The 20,714-nt window shown below is 71.9% G+C and carries 24 protein-coding genes; 9 read left to right on the forward strand and 15 right to left on the reverse strand.

The features are described from left to right. The first annotated feature begins 141 nt into the window (after nucleotides 1-141). From QK442_RS24615 to QK442_RS24625, 3 genes are all read left to right on the forward strand, one after another. Nucleotides 142-432: a hypothetical protein gene (locus QK442_RS24615; RefSeq protein WP_282696226.1), complete on the forward strand. Its 291-nt coding sequence runs from the start codon at nucleotides 142-144 to the stop codon at nucleotides 430-432. Further along, nucleotides 429-860 carry an ATP-binding protein gene (locus tag QK442_RS24620; RefSeq protein ID WP_282696227.1) on the forward strand — a complete coding sequence of 144 codons (432 nt, stop codon included), beginning with the start codon at nucleotides 429-431 and terminating at the stop codon, nucleotides 858-860. Before QK442_RS24615 ends, QK442_RS24620 begins: the two co-directional genes overlap by 4 nt. 206 nt (nucleotides 861-1,066) lie before the next feature. Continuing rightward, nucleotides 1,067-1,243 carry a hypothetical protein gene (locus QK442_RS24625; protein WP_282696228.1) on the forward strand — a complete coding sequence of 59 codons (177 nt, stop codon included), beginning with the start codon at nucleotides 1,067-1,069 and terminating at the stop codon, nucleotides 1,241-1,243. Nucleotides 1,244-1,504: 261 nt separating this feature from the next. Here the strand turns inward: QK442_RS24625 and QK442_RS24630 are convergent, their stop codons facing one another. The 13 genes from QK442_RS24630 to iolC all read right to left on the reverse strand — a co-directional run bounded on the left by QK442_RS24630 (nucleotide 1,505) and on the right by iolC (nucleotide 10,913). Next, entirely contained in the window at nucleotides 1,505-2,170 is a 666-nt protein-coding gene (locus QK442_RS24630) for a class I SAM-dependent methyltransferase (protein WP_282696229.1), read from the reverse strand. Nucleotides 2,171-2,260: 90 nt separating this feature from the next. Then, on the reverse strand, nucleotides 2,261-2,716 hold the full coding sequence (locus QK442_RS24635; RefSeq protein ID WP_282696230.1) for a hypothetical protein: 456 nt from the start codon (nucleotides 2,714-2,716) through the stop codon (nucleotides 2,261-2,263). 95 nt (nucleotides 2,717-2,811) lie between these two features. Next, entirely contained in the window at nucleotides 2,812-2,952 is a 141-nt protein-coding gene (locus QK442_RS24640; RefSeq protein WP_282696231.1) for a hypothetical protein, read from the reverse strand. Then, nucleotides 2,949-3,152 carry a hypothetical protein gene (locus QK442_RS24645; RefSeq protein WP_282696232.1) on the reverse strand — a complete coding sequence of 68 codons (204 nt, stop codon included), beginning with the start codon at nucleotides 3,150-3,152 and terminating at the stop codon, nucleotides 2,949-2,951. Before QK442_RS24645 ends, QK442_RS24640 begins: the two co-directional genes overlap by 4 nt. Continuing rightward, nucleotides 3,149-3,337: a hypothetical protein gene (locus tag QK442_RS24650; RefSeq protein WP_282696233.1), complete on the reverse strand. Its 189-nt coding sequence runs from the start codon at nucleotides 3,335-3,337 to the stop codon at nucleotides 3,149-3,151. The genes QK442_RS24645 and QK442_RS24650 overlap by 4 nt, the downstream gene beginning before the upstream one ends. A 48-nt stretch (nucleotides 3,338-3,385) precedes the next feature. After that, nucleotides 3,386-4,204: a helix-turn-helix transcriptional regulator gene (locus QK442_RS24655; protein ID WP_282696234.1), complete on the reverse strand. Its 819-nt coding sequence runs from the start codon at nucleotides 4,202-4,204 to the stop codon at nucleotides 3,386-3,388. Then, nucleotides 4,201-4,728, reverse strand: a complete 528-nt coding sequence (locus tag QK442_RS24660) for a DUF6879 family protein (RefSeq protein WP_282696235.1) — start codon at nucleotides 4,726-4,728, stop codon at nucleotides 4,201-4,203. The genes QK442_RS24655 and QK442_RS24660 overlap by 4 nt, the downstream gene beginning before the upstream one ends. Then, nucleotides 4,712-4,906 carry a hypothetical protein gene (locus QK442_RS24665; RefSeq protein WP_282696308.1) on the reverse strand — a complete coding sequence of 65 codons (195 nt, stop codon included), beginning with the start codon at nucleotides 4,904-4,906 and terminating at the stop codon, nucleotides 4,712-4,714. The genes QK442_RS24660 and QK442_RS24665 overlap by 17 nt, the downstream gene beginning before the upstream one ends. Before the next feature lie 197 nt (nucleotides 4,907-5,103). Continuing rightward, complete coding sequence (locus QK442_RS24670) at nucleotides 5,104-5,523, reverse strand: Imm10 family immunity protein (protein ID WP_282696236.1); 420 nt, start codon at nucleotides 5,521-5,523, stop codon at nucleotides 5,104-5,106. Nucleotides 5,524-5,682: 159 nt separating this feature from the next. Beyond that, on the reverse strand, nucleotides 5,683-7,185 hold the full coding sequence (mmsA, locus tag QK442_RS24675; protein ID WP_282696237.1) for a CoA-acylating methylmalonate-semialdehyde dehydrogenase: 1,503 nt from the start codon (nucleotides 7,183-7,185) through the stop codon (nucleotides 5,683-5,685). A 34-nt stretch (nucleotides 7,186-7,219) separates the two neighbouring features. After that, a complete protein-coding gene (gene iolD, locus QK442_RS24680; RefSeq protein ID WP_282696238.1) occupies nucleotides 7,220-9,085 on the reverse strand; it encodes a 3D-(3,5/4)-trihydroxycyclohexane-1,2-dione acylhydrolase (decyclizing) in 1,866 nt (621 codons plus the stop codon). Next, nucleotides 9,082-9,915 carry a 5-deoxy-glucuronate isomerase gene (gene iolB / locus QK442_RS24685; protein WP_282696239.1) on the reverse strand — a complete coding sequence of 278 codons (834 nt, stop codon included), beginning with the start codon at nucleotides 9,913-9,915 and terminating at the stop codon, nucleotides 9,082-9,084. The genes iolD and iolB overlap by 4 nt, the downstream gene beginning before the upstream one ends. Continuing rightward, nucleotides 9,912-10,913, reverse strand: a complete 1,002-nt coding sequence (iolC, locus tag QK442_RS24690; protein ID WP_282696309.1) for a 5-dehydro-2-deoxygluconokinase — start codon at nucleotides 10,911-10,913, stop codon at nucleotides 9,912-9,914. Before iolC ends, iolB begins: the two co-directional genes overlap by 4 nt. A 244-nt stretch (nucleotides 10,914-11,157) precedes the next feature. On the opposite strand from iolC, the gene QK442_RS24695 reads away from it, so the two are divergent. Beyond that, nucleotides 11,158-12,072 (forward strand): sugar phosphate isomerase/epimerase, encoded by a 915-nt coding sequence (locus tag QK442_RS24695; protein ID WP_282696240.1) that lies wholly within the window; start codon nucleotides 11,158-11,160, stop codon nucleotides 12,070-12,072. A 261-nt stretch (nucleotides 12,073-12,333) separates the two neighbouring features. After that, nucleotides 12,334-12,531 (forward strand): MerR family transcriptional regulator, encoded by a 198-nt coding sequence (locus tag QK442_RS24700; RefSeq protein WP_282696241.1) that lies wholly within the window; start codon nucleotides 12,334-12,336, stop codon nucleotides 12,529-12,531. 66 nt (nucleotides 12,532-12,597) lie between these two features. On the opposite strand, the gene QK442_RS24705 is transcribed toward QK442_RS24700, so the two are convergent. Then, nucleotides 12,598-14,901: an MMPL family transporter gene (locus QK442_RS24705; RefSeq protein ID WP_282696242.1), complete on the reverse strand. Its 2,304-nt coding sequence runs from the start codon at nucleotides 14,899-14,901 to the stop codon at nucleotides 12,598-12,600. A 165-nt stretch (nucleotides 14,902-15,066) separates the two neighbouring features. On the opposite strand from QK442_RS24705, the gene QK442_RS24710 reads away from it, so the two are divergent. Beyond that, complete coding sequence (locus QK442_RS24710; RefSeq protein ID WP_282696243.1) at nucleotides 15,067-15,717, forward strand: TetR/AcrR family transcriptional regulator; 651 nt, start codon at nucleotides 15,067-15,069, stop codon at nucleotides 15,715-15,717. Here QK442_RS24710 and QK442_RS24715 read toward each other — a convergent pair. Beyond that, on the reverse strand, nucleotides 15,692-16,906 hold the full coding sequence (locus QK442_RS24715) for a cation:proton antiporter (protein WP_282696244.1): 1,215 nt from the start codon (nucleotides 16,904-16,906) through the stop codon (nucleotides 15,692-15,694). The genes QK442_RS24710 and QK442_RS24715 overlap by 26 nt on opposite strands. Nucleotides 16,907-16,970: 64 nt before the next feature. On the opposite strand from QK442_RS24715, the gene QK442_RS24720 reads away from it, so the two are divergent. The 3 genes from QK442_RS24720 (at nucleotide 16,971) to QK442_RS24730 (ending at nucleotide 20,488) form a co-directional block, all read left to right on the forward strand. Continuing rightward, nucleotides 16,971-17,909 carry a PrsW family intramembrane metalloprotease gene (locus QK442_RS24720; protein ID WP_282696245.1) on the forward strand — a complete coding sequence of 313 codons (939 nt, stop codon included), beginning with the start codon at nucleotides 16,971-16,973 and terminating at the stop codon, nucleotides 17,907-17,909. A gap of 49 nt (nucleotides 17,910-17,958) precedes the next feature. Continuing rightward, nucleotides 17,959-18,183 (forward strand): cation transporter, encoded by a 225-nt coding sequence (locus QK442_RS24725; protein ID WP_282696246.1) that lies wholly within the window; start codon nucleotides 17,959-17,961, stop codon nucleotides 18,181-18,183. A 73-nt stretch (nucleotides 18,184-18,256) separates the two neighbouring features. Next, the gene (locus QK442_RS24730) at nucleotides 18,257-20,488 is read left to right on the forward strand and encodes a heavy metal translocating P-type ATPase (protein WP_282696247.1); all 2,232 of its coding nucleotides are present in this window, start codon (nucleotides 18,257-18,259) and stop codon (nucleotides 20,486-20,488) included. Nucleotides 20,489-20,714 lie beyond the last annotated feature (226 nt).

Here is a 20,714-nt window from a genome sequence, read left to right on the forward strand (position 1 = left end):
GTGCACACAGTCACACGCCAATCGCACAGCGCGACGGCGTGCTGATCGCACCGCCCTGCGTGCGAAACAACGAAACAGGTAAACCCCCGCGACCGCGCGACCGGTCCGGGGGCATGGCCAACGCTTCAGAGGAGCGTCAACATGAACAACCCTATCGTCCGCCTCATCGCCTGGTTCTTACTGCTGCTCCTGCCCCCGACGGGGCGCCACAGGCGGTATGTCACCCCGCCGCAGCCGATCATCGCCACTCTCCCGACCACGCCACCCGCGCTGCGGGGCGAGGAGAGCCGTCTCGTACGCCCCTACCTGGTCGCTCACGAGAAACGCGATTCGGATCGACTGCAGCGGCAACGGCGACGGGCCCTGTGGCTGGCCGTCCACGGCATCGACGTGGGCCCGCGTCTGATCCACGGCGTGGAGGTGGCCCGATGAGGCAGACACCTACTGCTCGGTCTGACGACGGCCTGATCGTACTGAGGTGGAACCAGGGTCCGAAGAGCGTCCCGCTGGCCCGGCGCGCGCTGCGCAGGGCGCTGGACGCCTGGGGGCTGGGCATCATCGAGGACGCGGCTTCCCTGGTGCTCTCCGAGTTGCTGACCAACGCGGTCCGGCACGGGCTCGTACCGGGGCGGGAGATCGAGACGCGGTTCGTCGCGACGGCGGGCGGGCTCCGCGTCGAGGTCCACGACGCCTCGGAGGAACGGCCGTTGATGTCCCTGCCGGAGGATGACGCCGGGGGCGGCTGGGGACTTCCCCTCGTGGACATGCTCTCGGAGAAGTGGGGCGTGTCCGACCGGCACGGCCCCGGCAAGCTCGTCTGGGCCGAGCTGACATCCGACCCACCGCCCGACTGCTCCTGACCCGACCCTGGAGGGCGGGGTGGCGGCTGGGATCGCCACCGCCGGGGGCAGGGGGCCGCCCTGGCCGGAACCGGCCCAGGGTCTGGGGCGGGGTGGGCGTGCCGGGGCGTCCTGCGGGGCCCGCCACCCGATCGCGCTTCTCGGCGTGCGGCGGGGTGGGGGGTGTTGAAGAGTCATGGCGAGTGCCCCAACTCGAAGGAGAGAACATGCTTCGGCGCATCTCGATCGCTCTGGCCGGTCTGCTCGCTGTCGGCTTCATCGCCGCCTTCCCCGCCGCCGCGCACGCCGGTGACGTGGACGGCTGCTGGTTCAGCGAGCTCCACGCCTCGGCGGGCAGTGTCCACGTGGCGGACTTCGACGCCACCTGCTGGCACGTGGGCTGACGCGCGGTACGGCCGGCCGATCTGCCGTTCCGGGCGGGCACCCCTTCTGGGGGTGCCCGCCCGGTGGTGCACCGGCCTCTCCTGGTTCGTGCGGTCAGTGGTGCGCGGGGGCCGGAGGTCACCGGAACACCGCACACCGGATGCGGAGCCTGCCGACCCGGGGGGGGGAGTGCTGAACATGGCGCGCGTACTCCTCACCGCCTGTTTCTCAGACGACAAGGACTACTCCCACAGCGTCCAAGCGCGGCCGGCGCTACAGGGCTACTTCGACTTGTCGCCGGTCACCAGGAGCGTGCCCGCCCGGCGCCCCGGCGGCGGCGCGATGATCCGGGCCTGTACGTCCACGAACCCGGCCTCCTTCATCCGCTTCTCCCAGTCGTCCGGCTCGTAGTCCCAGCGCTTGACGTACAGCGGTTCACCGGGCGTAGGCGACTTCATCTGCGTGGCCTGCGGACCGACGCAGCCAGGGAGCGCGGGAGGGTTCTGGGAGAACGCGTACCGGCCGCCGGGGGCGAGCGTGGAGAGCACCAGGGGAAGAAGTTCGTCGGGGTCGGTGAACCAGGATGCGCCATAGACGCTGTAGACGACGTGGTACAGGGCTGGGGACGCGGCGAGGAACCGGCGCGCGTCAGCCACGTGCACCGTGAGATGCGGGTACCTGCCTCCGGCTGCCCGTGCCTGCACAGGGGACAGGTCGATACCGGCCGCGTCGGCTCCGAGGGTGGCGACGTGAGCAAGGTTGCCGCCGGATCCGCAGCCGAGCTCAAGCACGTGGGTACCGGGACCGATGTCCCCGAGGACTTCGACACCGGGGCCGTGGTCGGGGTGGATCGTCCAGTTGAACCACGTGGTCTCACCGGCCGCGTTGGTTCCCTGTCGGCCTGGCCTGTCCTTGGCCCACTGGTCCCATGCCTCTACGTCGTACACGTGTCTCCTTGCGATGCAGCGGTGCCCCCAGGGCCGAGCGGGCCCTGGGGGCGGTGCCATGCCCGGGCGGTCATTGTCCGCCCGACCGGGCTACTTCTTGGGGCTGTTGTGGCAGCCGGCGTGGCACTGGGTACAGTCGGCGACGCCCTCGCCCGGCCAGAACTCCGGGTCGATCCCGTACCCGGCCGCGATGATGGCGTCCTTCGTCGCCGCCAAGGCCGTACGCCCCGCCTCCGGGTCGGTGCCGGTCTCGTCGTCCTCGGGGACGTGGTGGATGTACTCCAGGCCGAGGGCCTTGCAGAAGGCGATGTAGGGCACGGTCCGTGTGATGAACGCGTGCCAGAACAGATCGACGCGGAGCGACGGGGACAGTGGCTCGGTGCTGTGGGCGGCGGTGACGAGGAAGGAGACCATCTGGTCCACGCCACGTCGGCCCATGTCGTCGGTGAGCTCGGGCCAGATCTTGCGCACGTCCGCGACGAGGCGGGCGCACAGCTCCGGGGTGATCAGGTCGGCCGTGGTCGGCCGGGTGGTGGTGTTGCTCACGGTGGGGCCTCCGTTCGGGCAGCGCGCACGCTGCCGGTAGGGGACTGTGTGAGTGGACTTGCAGAGATCCGCCCCGCCGTGCCGGTCGGCGTCGGTCACGGCAGGGGCGGGGCTTGGGGGAGCGGGGCCGTGCCCTCGCTCGACGGGTTGGCGTACTCGCACCTGGTGCAGAAGTACCGGCCGTTCACGCCGAGGACCCGGCAGCCGCACCGGTGGCAGTGGTGCGTGGTGATCACGCTTCCAGGCGGCTGACCATGCTCGGGGACACCAACCACTCCCTACCGCCGTTCTCGGGCCGCAGGAACGCCATGCGCCGGGGGCGGCGCTCGCTGGGCATGACGGCCGGGTCCTCGTAGTCGCTGATCACGTCCCGCAGGATGCCGACGCGTCCATGGGCGTCCTGGACGAGCTTCCCGACATCCCTCTTGGTGATCACGACGGCTGCGGGCACTGGATGCCCGAGTGCCGATAGACGACGTTGGCCGGGGCCCCGGAGTCGGTACCGGTCACGAATCCGCGCCGTACCCGCTCGTCCCGCCGAATGGGCTGCTTGCACCTGTGGCACGCCTGCCCGGCCGGGGCGTGCGTGCCGTACTCGTCCGTGATGTCGGTGGTCGCCATGCCGTCCAGAGTCGTCCCGAAGACGACGGTGCTCCAGAGGCTTTCCCGTTACCTCAAAAGCTCGTCCCGGATGGCTTCGAGCAGCGCCACCAACTCTGTTCCGGTAACGGCCTCCTGGGCGAAGCCGTCGAACTTCGCGACGTACAGGGCTACGTCCCGGGGGTCGGTCACCACTACTTCCGCGTGCACGGTTTCGACGGTCACAGCCCGGTCGTCTCTGATGACGAACGCGTGGTTCGGGATGTCGTGCTTGGGTCCCGCGAGGGGGACGACGCGGAGGTCTACGTGAGGGAGCCGAGTGACGGAGATCAGCTTGTCGAGCTGCCCGACCATGACCATGGGCGGGACGATGAGCCATCGCAGCACCGGTTCCGTGATGACGAACCGGAACGTCTTGGCAGTGTCGTAGAGGGTGGCCTGCCGTTCGAGTCGTGCCGCCACCGTGCGCCGGACAGTCTCTTCGGTCAGGTCGTCATGCCGGGACAGGATCGCGCGGGCGTACTCGGGGGTCTGGAGAAGGCCCGGCACGAGTGCCGGCTGGAAGACCTGAAGGAGTCTCATGTTGGCCTCAATGACCCTCAGACGCTCCTGTGCCTTGTGGAGTCCCGCCCGCTGGATCAAACGCCATGCTGTGGCCTCTGTGGCCACCGCGCGGGCGGCCTCCAAGAACTCTTCCTTGGCGGCCTCGGAGACGCCGATCGCGGTCAGGACGCGGTCCACGTCATCCGCGCTCGGGGCCAGCTTCCCCGTCTCGATCTTGCTCAACTTGCTTGCCGACATGACGGCGCTGCGGGCAACCGCTTTGGCTTCCTTCCCGGAACCCATCCGCAGCGCCCGCAGCGCGGCCCCAAGCTCTGAACGGTTCACTCGGCGTGCTCGGCCCACCAGTCGGCGAACGGCACGGCGTGCGCCATGGCCGTGTCCCTGTAGGCCGTGTACTCGGCTCCGTCGTCGTCTGTCAGTACGTTCGCCCCGGCGAACTCGCCGTCGTCGGTGTAGCGCATGGGCACGGGCGTGGTGGAGTCGAAGAGCCAGAAGTCCCCGACGCTCTCAAGGGGGTTGTCCTGGTCGGTCACGTCGAGGATGAAGAACTCTTCCCCGGCCGTCGCGTTCGTGACGTAGCCCCACCCCAGCTCAAAACGCAGGTACGGGGTGAGGGGGCGGCTGAGGACGTGGACGCGGTAGACCCGTCGCCCCGAGCGGGTCCATGCCCGGATGTCTTCGAGCCAGTCGACGTTGTAGTCGTCCGGCTTGGGCCGTCCGTCGAGGTACGACCGGTAGGCGTCGACGCTGCCAGAGCGGCTGTAGTCGTCCAGCGTTTCGAGCCGGAACGCTTCCCGGGTGAAGCTGTCGAACATGTCGCCCAGGGTGCGGTCAGGCACTGGTCGCATCTCCGAACGCCTGCCGGATCAGTTCCACGGGGATCTCCACGAGGGTTTCGTGATCGGGAATGTCGAGCCCGTGGTCGGTCGGGGTCTCCCCCTGCACGAGGATCGTGCCCCGGTCGGTCTTGTAGATGGTGGGACAGTCCCGCTTGTCGCAGCTCTTCGCGAGCATGGTCACCTTCACGACGATCCCCTTCTCGTAGGTGTCTCCGATGGTTCCGGGCAGGACGCACGTGCGGCAAGGGGTTCCGGTTTCCAGGACGGGAAACCGCGTCTCGAAGAGCGTTTCATCCTGGCACGGATGTTTGATAGCTGGCTGAATGCCGACCACTTGAGGTGGCCCGTGCCGACGAGATCCGGATCGGGCGCGTGTCTGCGGATTCAGGCTGCGATGAAGGTCGGCAGCGCGTCGGTACGGCCATAGGCGAGGATGCGCGTAAGTGCTTCTCTCATTCGGGCCACGTCCTCGACCGGCGCATGCAGGACCGCCTCGACCACCGAATCGTTCAGGTACAGGTCGTCCAGGCTCGCGGGGTCGAACGTGACCCGCAGGAGGTTCCCTTCCAGCTCCACCTTGCGGACACATCCGTACGCGGTGTTCTGGTCGGGGGTGACAACGCAGTACGAATCCATGCCGAGGCGGATGTTCTGTTCGTCCGGTTCCCCGAAGCCGCCCTGGAACTCAAGCGCGAAGCTCTCCTCGTCTCCCGACTCGGCGACTCCGGCGGTCGGAACGTAGATGCCCGGCGGAAGCTTCTCGTGCCATCCGTAGGCGATGTTCGCAACAAACCTGTAGGCCATACGCGTGTTCTAGCAGATCTGTCACAGCCGACGGCGTGGGGTCGGCGCGGTGGTGCCTTACCCAGCACTTCCCCTGGAGCGAAACGCCCTTCCAGGAGGCCGGAGCAAGCCGAAACCCCCGGCCGGTGACGGTCGGCCGAGGGTTTCTGCTTCGTGCGGTCAGTGGTTGCGCGGGAAGCCCAGGTCCACGCCCGTCGGGGCGTCGGCCGGGTCCGGCCAGCGGGTGGTGACGACCTTGCCGCGGGTGTAGAAGTGCACGCCGTCGTTGCCGTAGATGTGGTGGTCGCCGAAGAGCGAGTCCTTCCAGCCGCCGAAGGAGTGGTAGCCCACCGGCACCGGGATCGGCACGTTCACGCCGACCATGCCGGCCTCGACCTCCAGCTGGAAGCGGCGGGCGGCGCCGCCGTCGCGGGTGAAGATCGCGGTGCCGTTGCCGAACGGCGAGGCGTTGATGAGGGCGAGGCCCTCCTCGTACGTCTCGGCGCGCAGCACGCAGAGCACCGGGCCGAAGATCTCGTCCTGGTACGCCTTGGCGGTGGTGGGGACGTGGTCGAGGAGGGAGAGGCCGATCCAGTGGCCGTTCTCGTGGCCCTCCACCGTGTAGCCGGTGCCGTCCAGGACGACCTGGCAGCCCTCGGCCGCAGCGCCGTGCACGTAGGAGGCGACCTTGTCGCGGTGGACGGCGGTGATGAGCGGGCCCATCTCGGAGGTCGGGTCGGTGCCGGGGCCGATCTTGATCTTCTCGGCGCGCTCGCGGATCTTCTCGACCAGTTCGTCGCCGATGGAGCCGACCGCGACGACCGCGGAGATCGCCATGCAGCGCTCGCCGGCGGAGCCGTACGCGGCAGAGACGGCGGCGTCGGCGGCGGCGTCGAGGTCGGCGTCCGGGAGGACCAGCATGTGGTTCTTGGCGCCGCCGAGTGCCTGGACGCGCTTGCCGTTGGCGGAGGCCGTGGTGTGGATGTGGCGGGCGATGGGGGTGGAGCCCACGAAGGAGATCGCGGCGACGTCCGGGTGCTCCAGGAGGCGGTCGACGGCCACCTTGTCGCCGTGGACGACGTTGAAGACGCCGTCCGGCAGGCCCGCCTCGGCGAGCAGCTCGGCGATCTTGAGGGAGGGCGAGGGATCCTTCTCGCTCGGCTTGAGGATGAAGGTGTTGCCGGTCGCGATGGCGATCGGGAACATCCACATCGGGACCATGGCCGGGAAGTTGAAGGGCGTGATGCCGGCGACGACGCCGACCGGCTGGCGGATGGCGGCCACGTCGACCCGGTTCGAGACCTGGGTGGACAGCTCGCCCTTGAGCTGGGTGGTGATGCCACAGGCCAGGTCGACGATCTCCAGGCCGCGGGCGACCTCGCCGAGCGCGTCGGAGTGGACCTTGCCGTGTTCGGCGACGATCAGCTCGGCGATCGCGTCGCGGTTGGCGTCGAGCAGGGCGCGGAACTTGAAGAGGATCGTGGTGCGCTGGGCCAGCGAGGAGGTGCCCCAGGTGGCGAAGGCGTCCTTCGCGGCGGCGACGGCCGCGTCGACCTCCTCCACCGAGGCGAGGGCGACCTGAGTGGTGACGGCACCGGTGGCCGGGTCGGTGACCGGGCCCCAGTTGCCCGACGTGCCCTCGACGGTCTTGCCACCGATCCAGTGGTGGACGCTCTTCGTCATGACGGGTTACTCCTTACAGAGCCTTGCAGAGCCTTCAGAGATGGCGCCGCCGGGCGGTGGCGTGCCGGTCGTACTCCTCGCGGGCCTTGACCGCCGACGGGCGGGTCGAGGTCTCGGCCACGGGCACATCCCACCACGCCTGCGCCGGGGGCGCGCCCGACACACTGTCTGCCGTTTCGGTCTCGACGTAGACACATGTGGGATCCGTGGCGGCCCGGGCGTCCGCGAGGGCTTCCCGCAGGTCACGGACGGTACGGGGGCGCAGCACCCGCATCCCGAGGGAGGCCGCGTTGGCGCCGAGGTCGACGGGGAGCGGGGGGCCGGTGAAGCTTCCGTCGCCGGCCCGGAAGCGGTAGTCGGTGCCGTACCGCTCGCCGCCCACCGCCTCGGAGAGGCCGCCGATGGAGGCGTACCCGTGGTTCTGGAGGATGACCAGCTTGAGCGGCAGCCGCTCCTGCACGGCGGTGACGATCTCGGTGGGATTCATCAGGTACGTCCCGTCCCCGACGAGCGCCCAGACGGGCCGGCCGGGGTCGGCGAGGAGGACGCCGACCGCCGCCGGGATCTCGTAGCCCATGCAGGAGTAGCCGTACTCGACGTGGTACTGGTCGCGGGAACGGCTCCGCCACAGCTTGTGGAGGTCGCCGGGGAGCGAGCCGGCGGCGTTGATCAGGATGTCGGTGTGGTCGACCAGGGTGTCGAGTACGCCGAGGACCTGGACCTGGGTGGGGCGGGCGGTCTCGTCGGGGGCGGCGTAGGCGGCGCCGACGCGGGCCTCCCAACGGAGCTTCTCCTCGGTGTACTCGCGGACGTAGGGGGCGGGGACGCGGTGCGGGCCGAGGCGCGCGTGGAGCTGTTCCAGGCCCTCGCGGGCGTCGGCGACCAGCGGGAGCGCCGCCATCTTGTGGGAGTCGAAGGCGGCGATGTTGAGGTTGACGAACCGCGTGTCGGGGTGGGCGAAGAGGGTCGAGGACGCGGTGGTGAAGTCGGTCCAGCGGGTGCCGACGCCGATCACCAGGTCGGCGGTGCGGGCCAGGTGGTCGGCGGCGGCGGTACCAGTGTGGCCGATGCCGCCCAGGTCCTGGGGGTGGTCGTGCGGCAGGGCTCCCTTGCCGGCCTGGGTGGAGGCGACCGGGATGCCGGTCAGCGAGGCGAGGGAGGCGAGGGCCTCCTCGGCCCCGCTGTGCTTGACGCCCCCGCCGGCGACGATCAGCGGGCGGGCGGCGCGGCCGATAGCCTCCGCCGCCGCGTCGAGCTCGTCCCTGTCCGGTGCCGGGCGGCGGATCCGCCAGACCCGTTCGGCGAAGAAACGCTCCGGCCAGTCGTACGCCTCCGCCTGGACGTCCTGCGGGAGGGCGAGGGTGACGGCGCCGGTGTCCACCGGGTCGGAGAGGACCCGCATCGCTTCGAGGGCGGCGGGGATCAGGGCCTCGGGGCGGCCGACGCGGTCGAAGTAGCGGGAGACGGGCCGCAGGCAGTCGTTGACGGAGACGTCACCCGCGTGGGGGAGCTGGAGCTGCTGGAGGACGGGGTCGGCGGGGCGGGTGGCGAAGGTGTCGCCGGGGAGCAGCAGCACCGGGAGGTGGTTGATGGTGGCGAGGGCGGCGCCGGTGACGAGGTTGGTGGCGCCGGGGCCGATGGAGGTGGTGACGGCGTGGGCGGAGAGCCGGCCGGTCCTGCGGGCGTGGCCGACGGCGGCGTGGACCATGGCCTGTTCGTTGCGGCCCTGGTGGAAGGGCATGCCGTCCTCTTCGACCAGTGCCTGGCCGAGCCCGGCGACGTTGCCGTGGCCGAAGATGCCCCAGGTGGCGGCGACGAGCCGGTGCCGGACGCCGTCGCGTTCGGTGTACTGGGCGGCGAGGAAGCGGACCAGTGCCTGGGCGACGGTGCAGCGCTTCACTTGTATCCCTCCGTGTGGTCGGGGTGGAAGCTGATCCGCCACTCCCGTTCGGGGCCGGGGCCCGCCATGACGTTGAGGTAGTAGAGGTCGTGGCCGGGCTGGGCGATCGAGGGGCCGTGCCAGCCGTCGGGTACGAGGACGGCGTCGCCGTGCCGGACCTCGGCGAGGAGGTCGGCGCCGCCGGGCCGCGAGGGCGAGATCCGCTGGTAGGCGTAGCCGCGCGGGTTCTGGATCTCGTAGTAGTAGATCTCCTCCAGGACGGATTCGGTGCCGGGGCGGTGCTCGTCGTGCTTGTGCGGCGGGTAGGAGGACCAGTGGCCGCCGGGGGTGATCACCTCGACGGCGATCAGCCGGTCGCAGGGGAAGGCGTCGGCGGAGGCGAAGTTCCGTACGAGGCGGGCGCGGTCGCCGCTGCCGCGGTGCTCGACGGGGACCTCCGGCGCGGGGCCGTAGCGGGCGGGGAGTCGTCGCTCGCAGTTCGCTCCTGCCAAAGCGAAGCGGCCTCCCGCGCCGGAGGAGATCTGGGCGTGGGCGTCGCGCGGTACGTAGACGAAGTCGGTCACGGAGGAGAACGCGCTTGTGCGGCCCCCGAGTTCGAAGAGCTCCCCGTCCACGCGCACGCTACAGGCCCCGGCGAGGGGAAGCACCACCCATTCGGCATCCGCGCTGTCGAAGCTGTGCTCCGCGCCAGGCGGCAGGTCGAGGACGCGGAGCGCGGAGCGGCTCCATCCGGCGGTGCCGGGGTCGATGTCCAGGGTGTACGGGCCCCGGGCGGCGGTCCCGGCGGGGAGGTGGAGGCGGGAGGCGGGGGGAGGCACGGGGGTGGTCACGTGCGGGGGTCCTTCGGCGGGAGGGTGCCGGAACCGGTGGCGAGGGCCCGGTCGATCTCGGCCGGGTCCGGCATGGCGGGGGCGCAGCCGAGGCGGCCGGCGACGATGGATCCGGCGGCGTTCGCGCGGCGCAGGACGTCCTCCAGCGGGAGGCCGGCGAGGAGGCCGTGGACGAGGGCGCCGCCGAAGGCGTCCCCGGCGCCGAGGCCGTTGACGACGTCGACCGGCAGCGGCGGGACGGCGGCGCGGCGCCCGTCGGCGGCGAGGGCGAGGACGCCCTCGGGCCCGCGTTTGACGACGGCGAGCGGGACGGCGGCGGGATCTCCTGGGTTGTCGGGGTCGCCGGGGGTCTCGGTGGCGAGGAGGTCGAGGAGGGCGCGGGCAGCGGCCTCGGGGTCGCGTTCGCCGGTGGCGACCTCGCACTCCTCGGCGTTGCCGACGGCGACGGTGGCGTGCCGCAGGGCCTCGGTGTAGTGGGGGCGTGCGGTGGCGGGGTCGGGCCAGAAGGCGGGGCGCCAGTCCAGGTCGAGGACGGTGTGGGGGCGGCCGGCGCGGGCCCGGAGGGCGGTGAGGGTGGAGGTGCGGCTGGGTTCCTCGCTGAGGCCGGTGCCGGTGGTCCACAGGACGCGGGCGGCGCGGACCGCGTCGAGGTCCAGTTCGTGCGGGTGGATCTCCAGGTCGGGGGCCTTGGGGCGGCGGTAGAAGGTGAGGGGGAAGTCGTCGGGCGGGAAGAGGGCGCAGAAGGTGACGGGGGTGGGGAGGTCGGGGACCTCGGTGACCCAGCGGGCGTCGACCTCGAACTCCTTCAGCTCGCGGCGGAGGTACGCGCCGAAGGGGTCGGCGCCGGTGCGGCTGACGAGGGCGGTGCGGCGGCCGAGGCGGGCGGCGGCGACGGCCACGTTGGCCGGGGAGCCGCCGAGGAAGCGCCGGAAGGTCTCGACCCGGTCGAGTCCGACCCCGCTCTGGAGGGGGTAGAGGTCGACGCCGAGCCGCCCCATGGTGATCAGGTCGTACGGCTCCGACTCCACCCGTGCCACCTCTCGACTCCGGCGCCCGTTCCCAGGTCTAGCCGTCCGCCGGGAGGCGTGTCAACGACATGTCCGGACATTCGGACGAGTACCGGACGGGGGCTGGACGAGGACCGGACAGGGACGCGGCGAGGAGCTGACGGGGGCGGGAACGGGCGGTGCGGGGCCGGTGGGCGTCTTGACGCTGCTCCGGGGCGCGGTCAAGGTGGCTGGCATGACGAAGCCGCCGTCGCCGTCGCCCGCCCGCATCCGGATCGGTTCCGCCCCGGACTCCTGGGGGGTGTGGTTCCCGGACGATCCCCGGCAGGTGCCATGGCAGCGGTTCCTCGACGAGGTGGCGGGGGCCGGCTACGAGTGGATCGAGCTCGGCCCGTACGGCTATCTGCCCACCGATCCGGCGCTGCTCGCCGAGGAGACCGCCCGGCGCGGCCTTCGGGTGTCGGCGGGCACGGTCTTCACCGGCCTGCACCACGGGCCCGCCGTGTGGGAGCGGACCTGGGCGCACGTCGCGGAGAACGCGGCCCTGGCCGAGGCGATGGGCGCCCGCCACCTGGTGGTGATCCCCTCCTTCTGGCGGGACGACAGGACCGGCGAGGTGCTGGAGGACCGGGTGCTGTCGCCGGAGCAGTGGCGGCACCTGACGACGCTGACCGAGCGCCTCGGGCGGGAGGTGCGGGAGCGGTACGGGCTGCGGATCGTGGTCCATCCGCACGCCGACACCCACATCGACGACGAGGAGAGCGTCACCCGTTTCCTTGACGCCACCGATCCGGAGGCGGTGGCGCTCTGCCTGGACACCGGGCACTACGCGTACGCGGGCGGGGACAGCGTCAAGCTGATCGAGACCTACGGGGAACGCATCGGCTACCTCCATCTGAAGCAGGTGGATCCCGCGGTGCTCGCGGTGGTGCGGGCCGAGGGCCTGCCGTTCGGTCCCGCGGTGGCGCGGGGCGTGATGTGCGAGCCTCCGGCCGGGGTGCCGGCCCTGGAGCCGGTCCTCGCGGCCGCGGCGGCACTGGACGCGGAGCTCTTCGCGATCGTGGAGCAGGACATGTACCCGTGCGAGCCGGACGCCCCCTATCCGATCGCCCTGCGCACCCGCGGCTACCTCCGTTCCTGCGGCCTGTAGCGGGGCGGAGGGCCCGGCGCACGCGGGCGCGCCGTTGTGACCGTTCGTCACTTCTGTCACGCCCTTCGCGCTCCTGTCACACATGTCGCGGTTACGCGGGCTCCGCGTCACAGGAGTTCGACAGCCGCTCCCCGGCCGTCGGGACGGGCCGTTCTCCGGGCACAGGCTCAGTGATCACCGACGCCACCGCCCGCAGCGCCCCCGAACGGCATCCCCAGCCACCGCTGCGTGGCACGGGGCGTGAGGGAGGTACAGGCAACGATGACGGACAGAACCCTCTGGTCGTACAAGGACATCGCGGCGCACATCCGGGTGCAGCCGGACACGGTCCGCTCCTACCGGAAGCACGGGCTTCTCCCGCCGCCCGACCACGTCGAGTCGGGCAAGCCCTTCTGGTACGCGGAGACCATCCGCGCCTGGGTCGCGAGCCGTCCCGGCAACCGGGCCCGCCGCGACTGATCCGTCCGTCCCGCCCGTGCGGTGGCGTCCTCCGGTGGAGTTCCGGGGGCGGCGCCGCGGCGCGTCTCAGCCCCGGGTGCCGACGGGCTCGCGTATCTCCTCCGCGCCTCCGGACGCGGACGCGGAGACTGGGCCGGGGGCGGCGGGCGGTTCGGACTCGCTGATGCCGAAGCGGTCGTGGAAGCGGCGCAGCGGCGCCGGGGCCCACCAGGTGAGGCGGCCGGTCAGTTTCATGACCGCGGGGACGAGGAGGCTGCGGACCACCATGGCGTCCATGAGGACGGCGAGGGCGACGCCGAGGCCGAGCATCTTGGTGTTGGTGACCCGGGAGGTGCCGATGGCGACCATGACGACGGCGAGGATGACCGCGGCGGCGGTGATGAGTCCGCCGGTGCGGGCGAGCCCGAAGCGGACGGCGCCCTCGTGGTCGCCGGTGGTGTCGTACTCCTCCTTGATCCGGGAGAGCAGGAAGACGCCGTAGTCCATGGAGAGGCCGAAGGCCACGCAGAACATGAGGACCGGCAGGGTGGTCTCGATGTCGCCGGTGGCGGTGAAGCCGAGGAGGCCGGAGAGGTGTCCGTCCTGGAAGACCCAGACGACGGCGCCGAACATGGCGGTGAGGCTGAGGGCGTTGAGGACGACGGCCTGGAGGGGGATGAGGACGCTGCCGGTGAGCAGGAAGACCAGCAGCAGGGTGACGAGGACGATGATGCCCACGGCCCAGGGCAGCCGCTCGGCGATGGCGTCCTTGGAGTCGACGAGGACGGCGGCCTGGCCGGTGACGGAGGTGGTGAACGGGGCGTCGGCTGCGCGCAGTTCGCCGACCACGTCCTGGGCTCCGCTGCCGACGGCGAGTCCTTCGGGGACGACGCTGTAGTAGGCGTGGGCGTCCGCGCCGGTGCCGGAGACGACGGGTCCTTCGACCCGGGCGACGCCGTCGAGGGCGGCGATCCGCTCCCGGTAGGCGCCGTACTCGGCGGGGGTGGCGGGGCCCTGGGCGAGGACGGTGAGGCTGCCGCCGGGGTCGCCGGGGAAGTCGGAGCGCAGCTCCTCCTGGACGATCCGGGAGGTGGCGGTGGCGGGCAGCTGCCGGTCGTCGGCGGTGCCGAAGGTGACGCCGAGGAAGGGCAGTCCGAGCAGGACGAGTCCGGCGGTGGTGAGGACGGCGAAGACCGGCGCCCGGCGCATCACGAGCCCGGCCGCCCGCGCCCAGCCGGCGCCGGTGGCGTCCTTCTCCGGGGTGCGGGTCCGGCGGAGGAGGCGGCGGAGGTCGAGGGCGTCGACCCGGTGACCGAGGAGCACGAGGGCGGCCGGCAGCAGGGTGAGGGCGGCGGCCGCGGCGAGCAGGACGACGGCGATGCCCGCGTAGGCGAAGGACCGCAGGAAGTACTGCGGGAAGACGAGCATGGCGGCGAGCGAGACGGCGACGGTGAGGGCGGAGAAGAGCACGGTCCGTCCGGCGGTGCGCAGGGTGGTGCGGACGGCGGCGCCCGGTTCGGCTCCGGCGGCCAGTTCCTCACGGTAGCGGCGTACGACGAAGAGCGCGTAGTCGATGGCGAGGCCGAGGCCGAGCGCGGTGGTGAGGTTCTGCGCGAAGACGGAGACGTCGGTGAACTCGGTGATGCCGCGCAGCACCGCGTTGGTGCCGAGGATGGCGACGATGCCGATGCCGAGCGGCAGGAGGGCGGCGACGGCGCTGCCGAAGACCATGACGAGCAGGACCAGGGTGACGGGCAGGGCGATCAGTTCGGCCCGCAGCAGGTCCTCCTGGATGAGGGCCTCCATCTCGTGCCGGACGGCGAGGCCGCCGCCGAGGGTGACCTCGACGGGGCCGTGCACGCTTTGGTACTCCGGTGCGATCCGGTCGAGGATCTCGCCGGCCGCCTTCTCCTCGCCGGCGATCCGGGCGGCGACGACGGCCTTGGTGCCGTCCTCGGAGCGGAGGGCGGGCGAGCCGGTGGTCCAGTAGGAACCGACGCCCTCGACGCCGGGCTCGGCGGTGAGCCGCTCGGTGAGCCGGCGGGCCTCCGCGGCCACGGCGGGGTCGTCGACGCCGGCCTTCCCCGCGTCGACGAGGAGCAGCAGGTTGGGCTGGGAGCCGGGGAACTCCCGCTCCAGCGCCTTCGTGGCGTAGGTGGACTCGGCGGCCGGGTCCTCCCAGCCGCCGCTGCCCATCCGGTCGGCGACGCCGCCGCCGGCGAGGACCGCGAGGGCGGTGAGGACGAGGGCGACGAGGAGGGTGAGCCGGGGCCGGGCGGTCACGAACCGCGTCCATCCCCTGCCTCCGCCCGGGCCCCCGCCCGGACTCGCACCAAGGCCCCCACCCGGGCTTTCGCCCCGCGCGGAGGTCGCTTCCTTGACTTCGGACATGACGCGGTGTCCCCTTCAGCGTGGCCCCCGCTCTCGCTTCCCGGCAGGTCGCGGGGGCCGCCCATTGCCATAGACTGGCAAACACGAGTGATCGCTCGCGTTCCTCAAGAATGCGAGTGACCTCTCGCATTTGTCAACGCGTATCCGAGGAGGCTGGGGACAGACATGTCCGAGGACCCCAAGCCGCGCCGCCAGGCGCGCGGCGAACGCCGCATCGCCCAGCTGCTCCAGGCCGCCGCGGCCGTCTTCTGCGCCAACGGCTACACGGCCTCCAGCACCAACGCGATCGCCCGCGAGGCCAAGGTCTCGCCCGGCACGCTCTACCAGTACTTCCCGAACAAGGAAGCGATCGCCATCGAGCTCGGCGGCCGCCTCATCCACCAGATGCGCGAGCGGCACGGACAGGTCTTCACCCCGCGGAACATGACGCTGCCGCTGCCGGAGCTGATCGACGCGGTGCTCGACCCGATGATCGAGTTCAACTGCCTCAATCCGGCCTTCCTCGCCCTGATGCACGGCTCCGACGTGCCCGGCCGGATCGCCGAGGAGCACGACGAACTGCACACCTCGCTGCTCACCCAGGTCCGCGAACTCATCGGCGCACGGGCCGTCCCCGCCCTGCCCGACGAGGATCTCGACCGGATCTCGGACATGACCTTCGCCGTCTTCAAGGGCGGTCTCGCGCTGATCATCGCCGCTCCCGAGGGCCCCGTCCGGGACGCCGCCGTCGCCGAGCTGAAGAAGGTCCTGTTCCGCTACCTGGAGCCGGTCTTCGAGGGAGAAGGCAGCATCACCACGGCTCCGACGCCCCGCTGACCGACCCCTCCGCCGACGCCTCCTCCCGCCCCGCCCGCATCCGCAGCGCGAGCAGCGGGAAGACCAGGACGGAGATCATCCCGGCACCCACGAGCGCCGCCGCCTCGCCCGCCGACAGCGCCTCGTCGTCGAGGCCGATGGTGGTGATGGCGACGACCAGCGGGAGCGCGGTGGAGCCGTACAGCACCAGCGCGCCCCGGTCCTTCCGGTCGAGGTCGCGCGGCGCGAGGAACCACATCGGCCCGCCGCGCACCACCAGGAAGAGCAGCAGGAAGACCGGCAGGAGCAGCAGCGCCCGGCCTCCGGAGAGCAGCGAGTCCAGGTCGAACTCGACGCCGGTGACGACGAAGAAGACCGGCACGAGGAAGCCGAAGCCGACGCCCTCGACCTTCCCCAGGATCTCCGGTCCCGCCTCGGGCGCCGCCCCGGTGAGCACGAGCCGGGTGATGAGCCCGGCGGCGAAGGCTCCGAGGAGCACGTCGAGGCCGAGCGCCGTCGCGGCCCCCAGCATCAGCGCGAGCAGCAGGAAGACGAAGCGGACCGCGAACTGGCCGCTGGTGTGCAGCGTCCTGGCGACGACGGCGGAGAACCACGGCGGGCGCGGCCGGAGCGCCCAGCGGACGGCGGCCGCGGTGAGCGCGGCGAAGACCGCGAGCAGCACGGTGGACTCGGCGGCGGTGCGCCCGCTGAGCAACAGCGCCATGGCGATGATCGGCCCGAACTCGCCGACCGAGCCGAAGGCCATGACGACCGTTCCGAAGCGGCCGTGCAGCCCGCCGGAGTCCCGCAACACGGGCAGGACGGTGCCGAGGGCGGTGCTGGTGAGGGCGACGCCGACGAAGACGCCGGTGGAGTAACCGCCGCCGAGGAGGATGCCGGCGGCGAGGCCGAGGGCGAGCGCGGCCAGCCAGGCCCACACCGCGCGCCTGAGGGTGTCGCCGCGGACCTTGCCGAACTCGATCTCGTACCCCGCCAGGAAGATCAGCATGGCGAGGCCGAGCTCGGAGAGGCCGTCGATCAGCTCGTCCGGCCGGGCCCAGTCGAGGACGTCGGGGCCGATGACGATGCCGAGGACGATCTCGAAGACGGCGAGCGGCACGGGGACGCGGCGCCCCACCCCGTAGGCGAGGAGCGGCGCCAGGACGGCGATCGCCATGATCAGGACGAGCGTGATCCCCGAATGCGACATATCGGGTATCTACCATAAGCTCCGGTCAGACGGCCCGTCGGCGAAGGGACTTGGAGGCCCACGGATGTACGAGTACCGGTCCGCTCCCCCACCCCCGCCCCCGGCTCCTCCCGAGCCCGCCGGGCCGCGCCCCGGCCTCTGGAAGCGCTGCCTGGGGGGCGGTCTGGCCCTGTGGGCGCTGACCGCGGTGGTCACGTACGCCACCGCCAACACCACCCTGCTGCCCACCCTGATCCTGCTGGGCAGCTTCCTGGTGCCGGGTGTCTTCGTACTGTGGGCGTACGAGCGGCACGGCCGCGACCTCGGCCTCCCGGTGATCCTCGGCTGCTTCGTCACCGGCGGCGTCCTGGGCGTCCTCGGCGCCTCGGTCATGGAGTACTACCTGCTCCATCCCTCCCTGTGGATGTTCCTCGGGGTGGGGCTGATCGAGGAGGCGGTGAAGCTCGCCGCCCTGATGTTCGTCGTCCGCCACCGGCCGTACCTGCGCGGCCCGCGCGCCGGCCTGGTGCTCGGCGGGACGGTCGGGTTCGGCTTCGCCGCCTTCGAGAGCGCGGGGTACGCCTTCAACGCGGCGGTCACCCTGGACGGCATCGACCTGCGCTCCCTCCTGGAGACGGAGATCCTCCGCGGGCTGCTCGCCCCCTTCGGCCACGGCCTGTGGACGGCGATCGCGGGCGCGGTGCTCTTCTCCTTCCGCCGTCCCGACGGCCGCTTCCGCCTCGCCGGGCCGGTCGTCGGCGCCTATCTGGGGGTGGCGGCGCTGCACGCCCTGTGGGACTCGATGCACGGGATCGCGCTCTGGCTGGTGCTCCGGCTGACCACGACCGACCTCGACCGTTCGCTCTTCGCCCAGGGGTACATCCCGGAGCCCACCTCCGAGCAGGAGCACCTCTTCACCTTCTTCTCGGTGGGCGGGCTGATGCTTGTGACCCTGGTGGGGCTGGCGTGGCTGCGGTCGCTGGTGCGACGCACGCCGGACACGACTGGAATTCATACCCCCTAGGGGTATAGCATCGTCCGTGTACGACTCCGAACCGAATGAGGAGACCGCCATGGCCGCCGACACGCAGACCGCCACCACCACCGTCTACCAGGTCAAGGGCATGACCTGCGGCCACTGCGAGGGTGCCGTCTCCGGCGAGATCTCCGCCCTCCCCGGCGTCTCCTCGGTCACCGCCGTCGCCAAGACCGGCGAGGTCACCGTGGTCTCCGCCGCCCCGCTCGACCGCGAGGCCGTCGCCGCCGCCGTCGACGAGGCGGGCTACGAGCTGGTCTGACCCACGCCCCGGGACACCGCCGCAGGGCCGTACCGTTGCCGGTACGGCCCTGCTCCCCTTTCTGGAACCGCCCATGACCAGCACCGCCCCCGACGGCACCCTCGCCGACGTCACCGTCACCGAGCTGACCATCGGCGGAATGACCTGCGCCTCCTGCGCGGCCCGCGTCGAGAAGAAGCTCAACCGGATGGACGGCGTCACCGCGACCGTCAACTACGCCACCGAGAAGGCCCGCGTCGAGCACGCTCCCGGGGTCGGCGTCGACGAGCTCATCGCCACCGTGGTGAAGACCGGCTACACCGCCGAGGAACCCGCCCCGCCCGCGCCCGAGGCCCCCGACGAGGACCCGGAAGACGCCGAGCTCGGCTCCCTGCGCCGGCGCCTCACCGCCACCGCCGTCCTCGCCGCCCCCGTGGTCCTGCTCGCCATGGTCCCCTCGCTCCAGTTCGACCACTGGCAGTGGCTCTCGCTCGCCCTCGCCTCCCCCGTCGTCGTCTGGGGCGGCCTCCCCTTCCACCGGGCCGCCTGGACCAACCTCCGGCACGGCGCCGCCACCATGGACACCCTCGTCTCGGTCGGCACCCTCGCCGCCTACGGCTGGTCCCTGTGGGCCCTCTTCCTCGGCGACGCCGGCGCGCCCGGGGCGCGCCACGGCTTCGACCTCGCTGTGGACCGCGCCGACGGCACCTCCGCGATCTACCTGGAGGTCGCCGCCGGCGTCACCGTCTTCATCCTCCTCGGCCGCTACCTGGAGGCCCGCGCCAAGCGGAAGGCCGGCGCCGCCCTCCGCGCCCTGATGGAGCTCGGCGCGAAGGACGTGGCCGTCCTGCGAGGAGGGGTGGAGGTACGGGTGCCGGTGGCCGCGCTGCGGACCGGCGAGCTCTTCGTCGTACGCCCCGGGGAGAAGATCGCCACCGACGGCACCGCCACCGAGGGCGCCTCCGCCGTCGACACCTCGATGCTCACCGGCGAGTCCCTGCCCGTGGACGTCACCCCGGGCACCGCCGTCACCGGCGGCTGCCTCAACGTCTCCGGCCGGCTCGTCGTGCGGGCCGAGCGGGTCGGCGCCGACACCCTGCTCGCCCGGATGGCGAAGCTCGTCGAGGAGGCCCAGAGCGGCAAGGCCGAGGTGCAGCGGCTCGCCGACCGGGTCTCGGCCGTCTTCGTCCCGATCGTCATCGCGCTCGCACTCGGCACCCTCGGCTTCTGGCTCGGCACCGGCGCGGGCGCGACCGCCGCGTTCACCGCCGCCGTCGCCGTCCTGATCATCGCCTGCCCCTGCGCGCTCGGCCTCGCGACCCCGACCGCGCTGCTCGTCGGCACCGGCCGGGGCGCCCAGCTCGGCATCCTGATCAAGGGCCCCGAGGTCCTGGAGTCCACCCGCCGGGTCGACACCGTCGTCCTGGACAAGACCGGCACGGTCACCACCGGCCGGATGACCCTCCTGAAGGTCCACACCGCCGCCGGTACGGACGAGACCGACCTCCTGCGGCTCGCCGGCGCCCTGGAGCACTCCTCCGAGCACCCGGTCGCCCGGGCCGTCGCCACCGGCGCCGCCGAGCGCCTCGGGATCGCGGTCGGCGAGCTGCCCGTCCCCAAAGGCTTCGAGAACGTGCCCGGCCTCGGCGTGCGCGGCTCCGTCGACGGGCATCTCGTCCTCGTCGGCCGGGCCGCGCTGCTCGCCGCCGAGGACGTGGCGGTGCCGGCGGACGCGGAGGCCGGGGCCGTACTGGTCGCCTGGGACGGCGTCTTCCGCGGCTCCCTCGCCGTCGCCGACGCCGTCAAGGACACCAGCGCCGAGGCCGTCGCCCGGCTCCGCGCCCTCGGGCTGCGGCCCGTGCTGCTCACCGGCGACCGGCGGGCCGTCGCGGAGGCGGTGGCGGCCGAGGTCGGCATCGACGAGGTGATCGCCGAGGTGCTGCCGGAGGAGAAGGCGGGCGTGGTCCGGCGGCTCCGGGCCGAGGGCCGTACGGTCGCGATGGTCGGCGACGGCGTGAACGACGCCGCCGCCCTCGCCACCGCCGACCTGGGCCTGGCGATGGGCACCGGCACGGACGCGGCGATCGAGGCGGGCGACCTCACCCTCGTCCGGGGCGACCTGCGGGCCGCCGCCGACGCGATCCGGCTCTCCCGGCGGACCCTGGCGACGATCAAGGGCAATCTGGCGTGGGCCTTCGGCTACAACGTCGCCGCGCTGCCGCTGGCCGCGGCCGGTCTGCTCAACCCGATGATCGCGGGCCTGACCATGGCTTTCTCGTCCGTGTTCGTGGTGACGAACAGCCTGCGGCTGCGGCGGTTCCGTTGATTTCACCTACACGTGACGCACAAGTCCTTCACAAAGAGACCTAGATCACAGATATTGGGGGGTAACCATCTGGGCTGTTCGCGAGTCTAAGTGGGCGATGCCAGAACGTCTTGGGGGACGTTCGCCGGGAGGTCTTGGGGGACGTCCCGACAGGCAAGCGCGGCCGGGGCACGTGCACCGGGGAGCTTTGAGCGGCCCTCCCGTACGTACCCCGGCAGACCGCGCG

Origin of the sequence: Streptomyces sp. CC208A (assembly GCF_030010625.1) — a bacterium.
Taxonomy (GTDB): domain Bacteria; phylum Actinomycetota; class Actinomycetes; order Streptomycetales; family Streptomycetaceae; genus Streptomyces.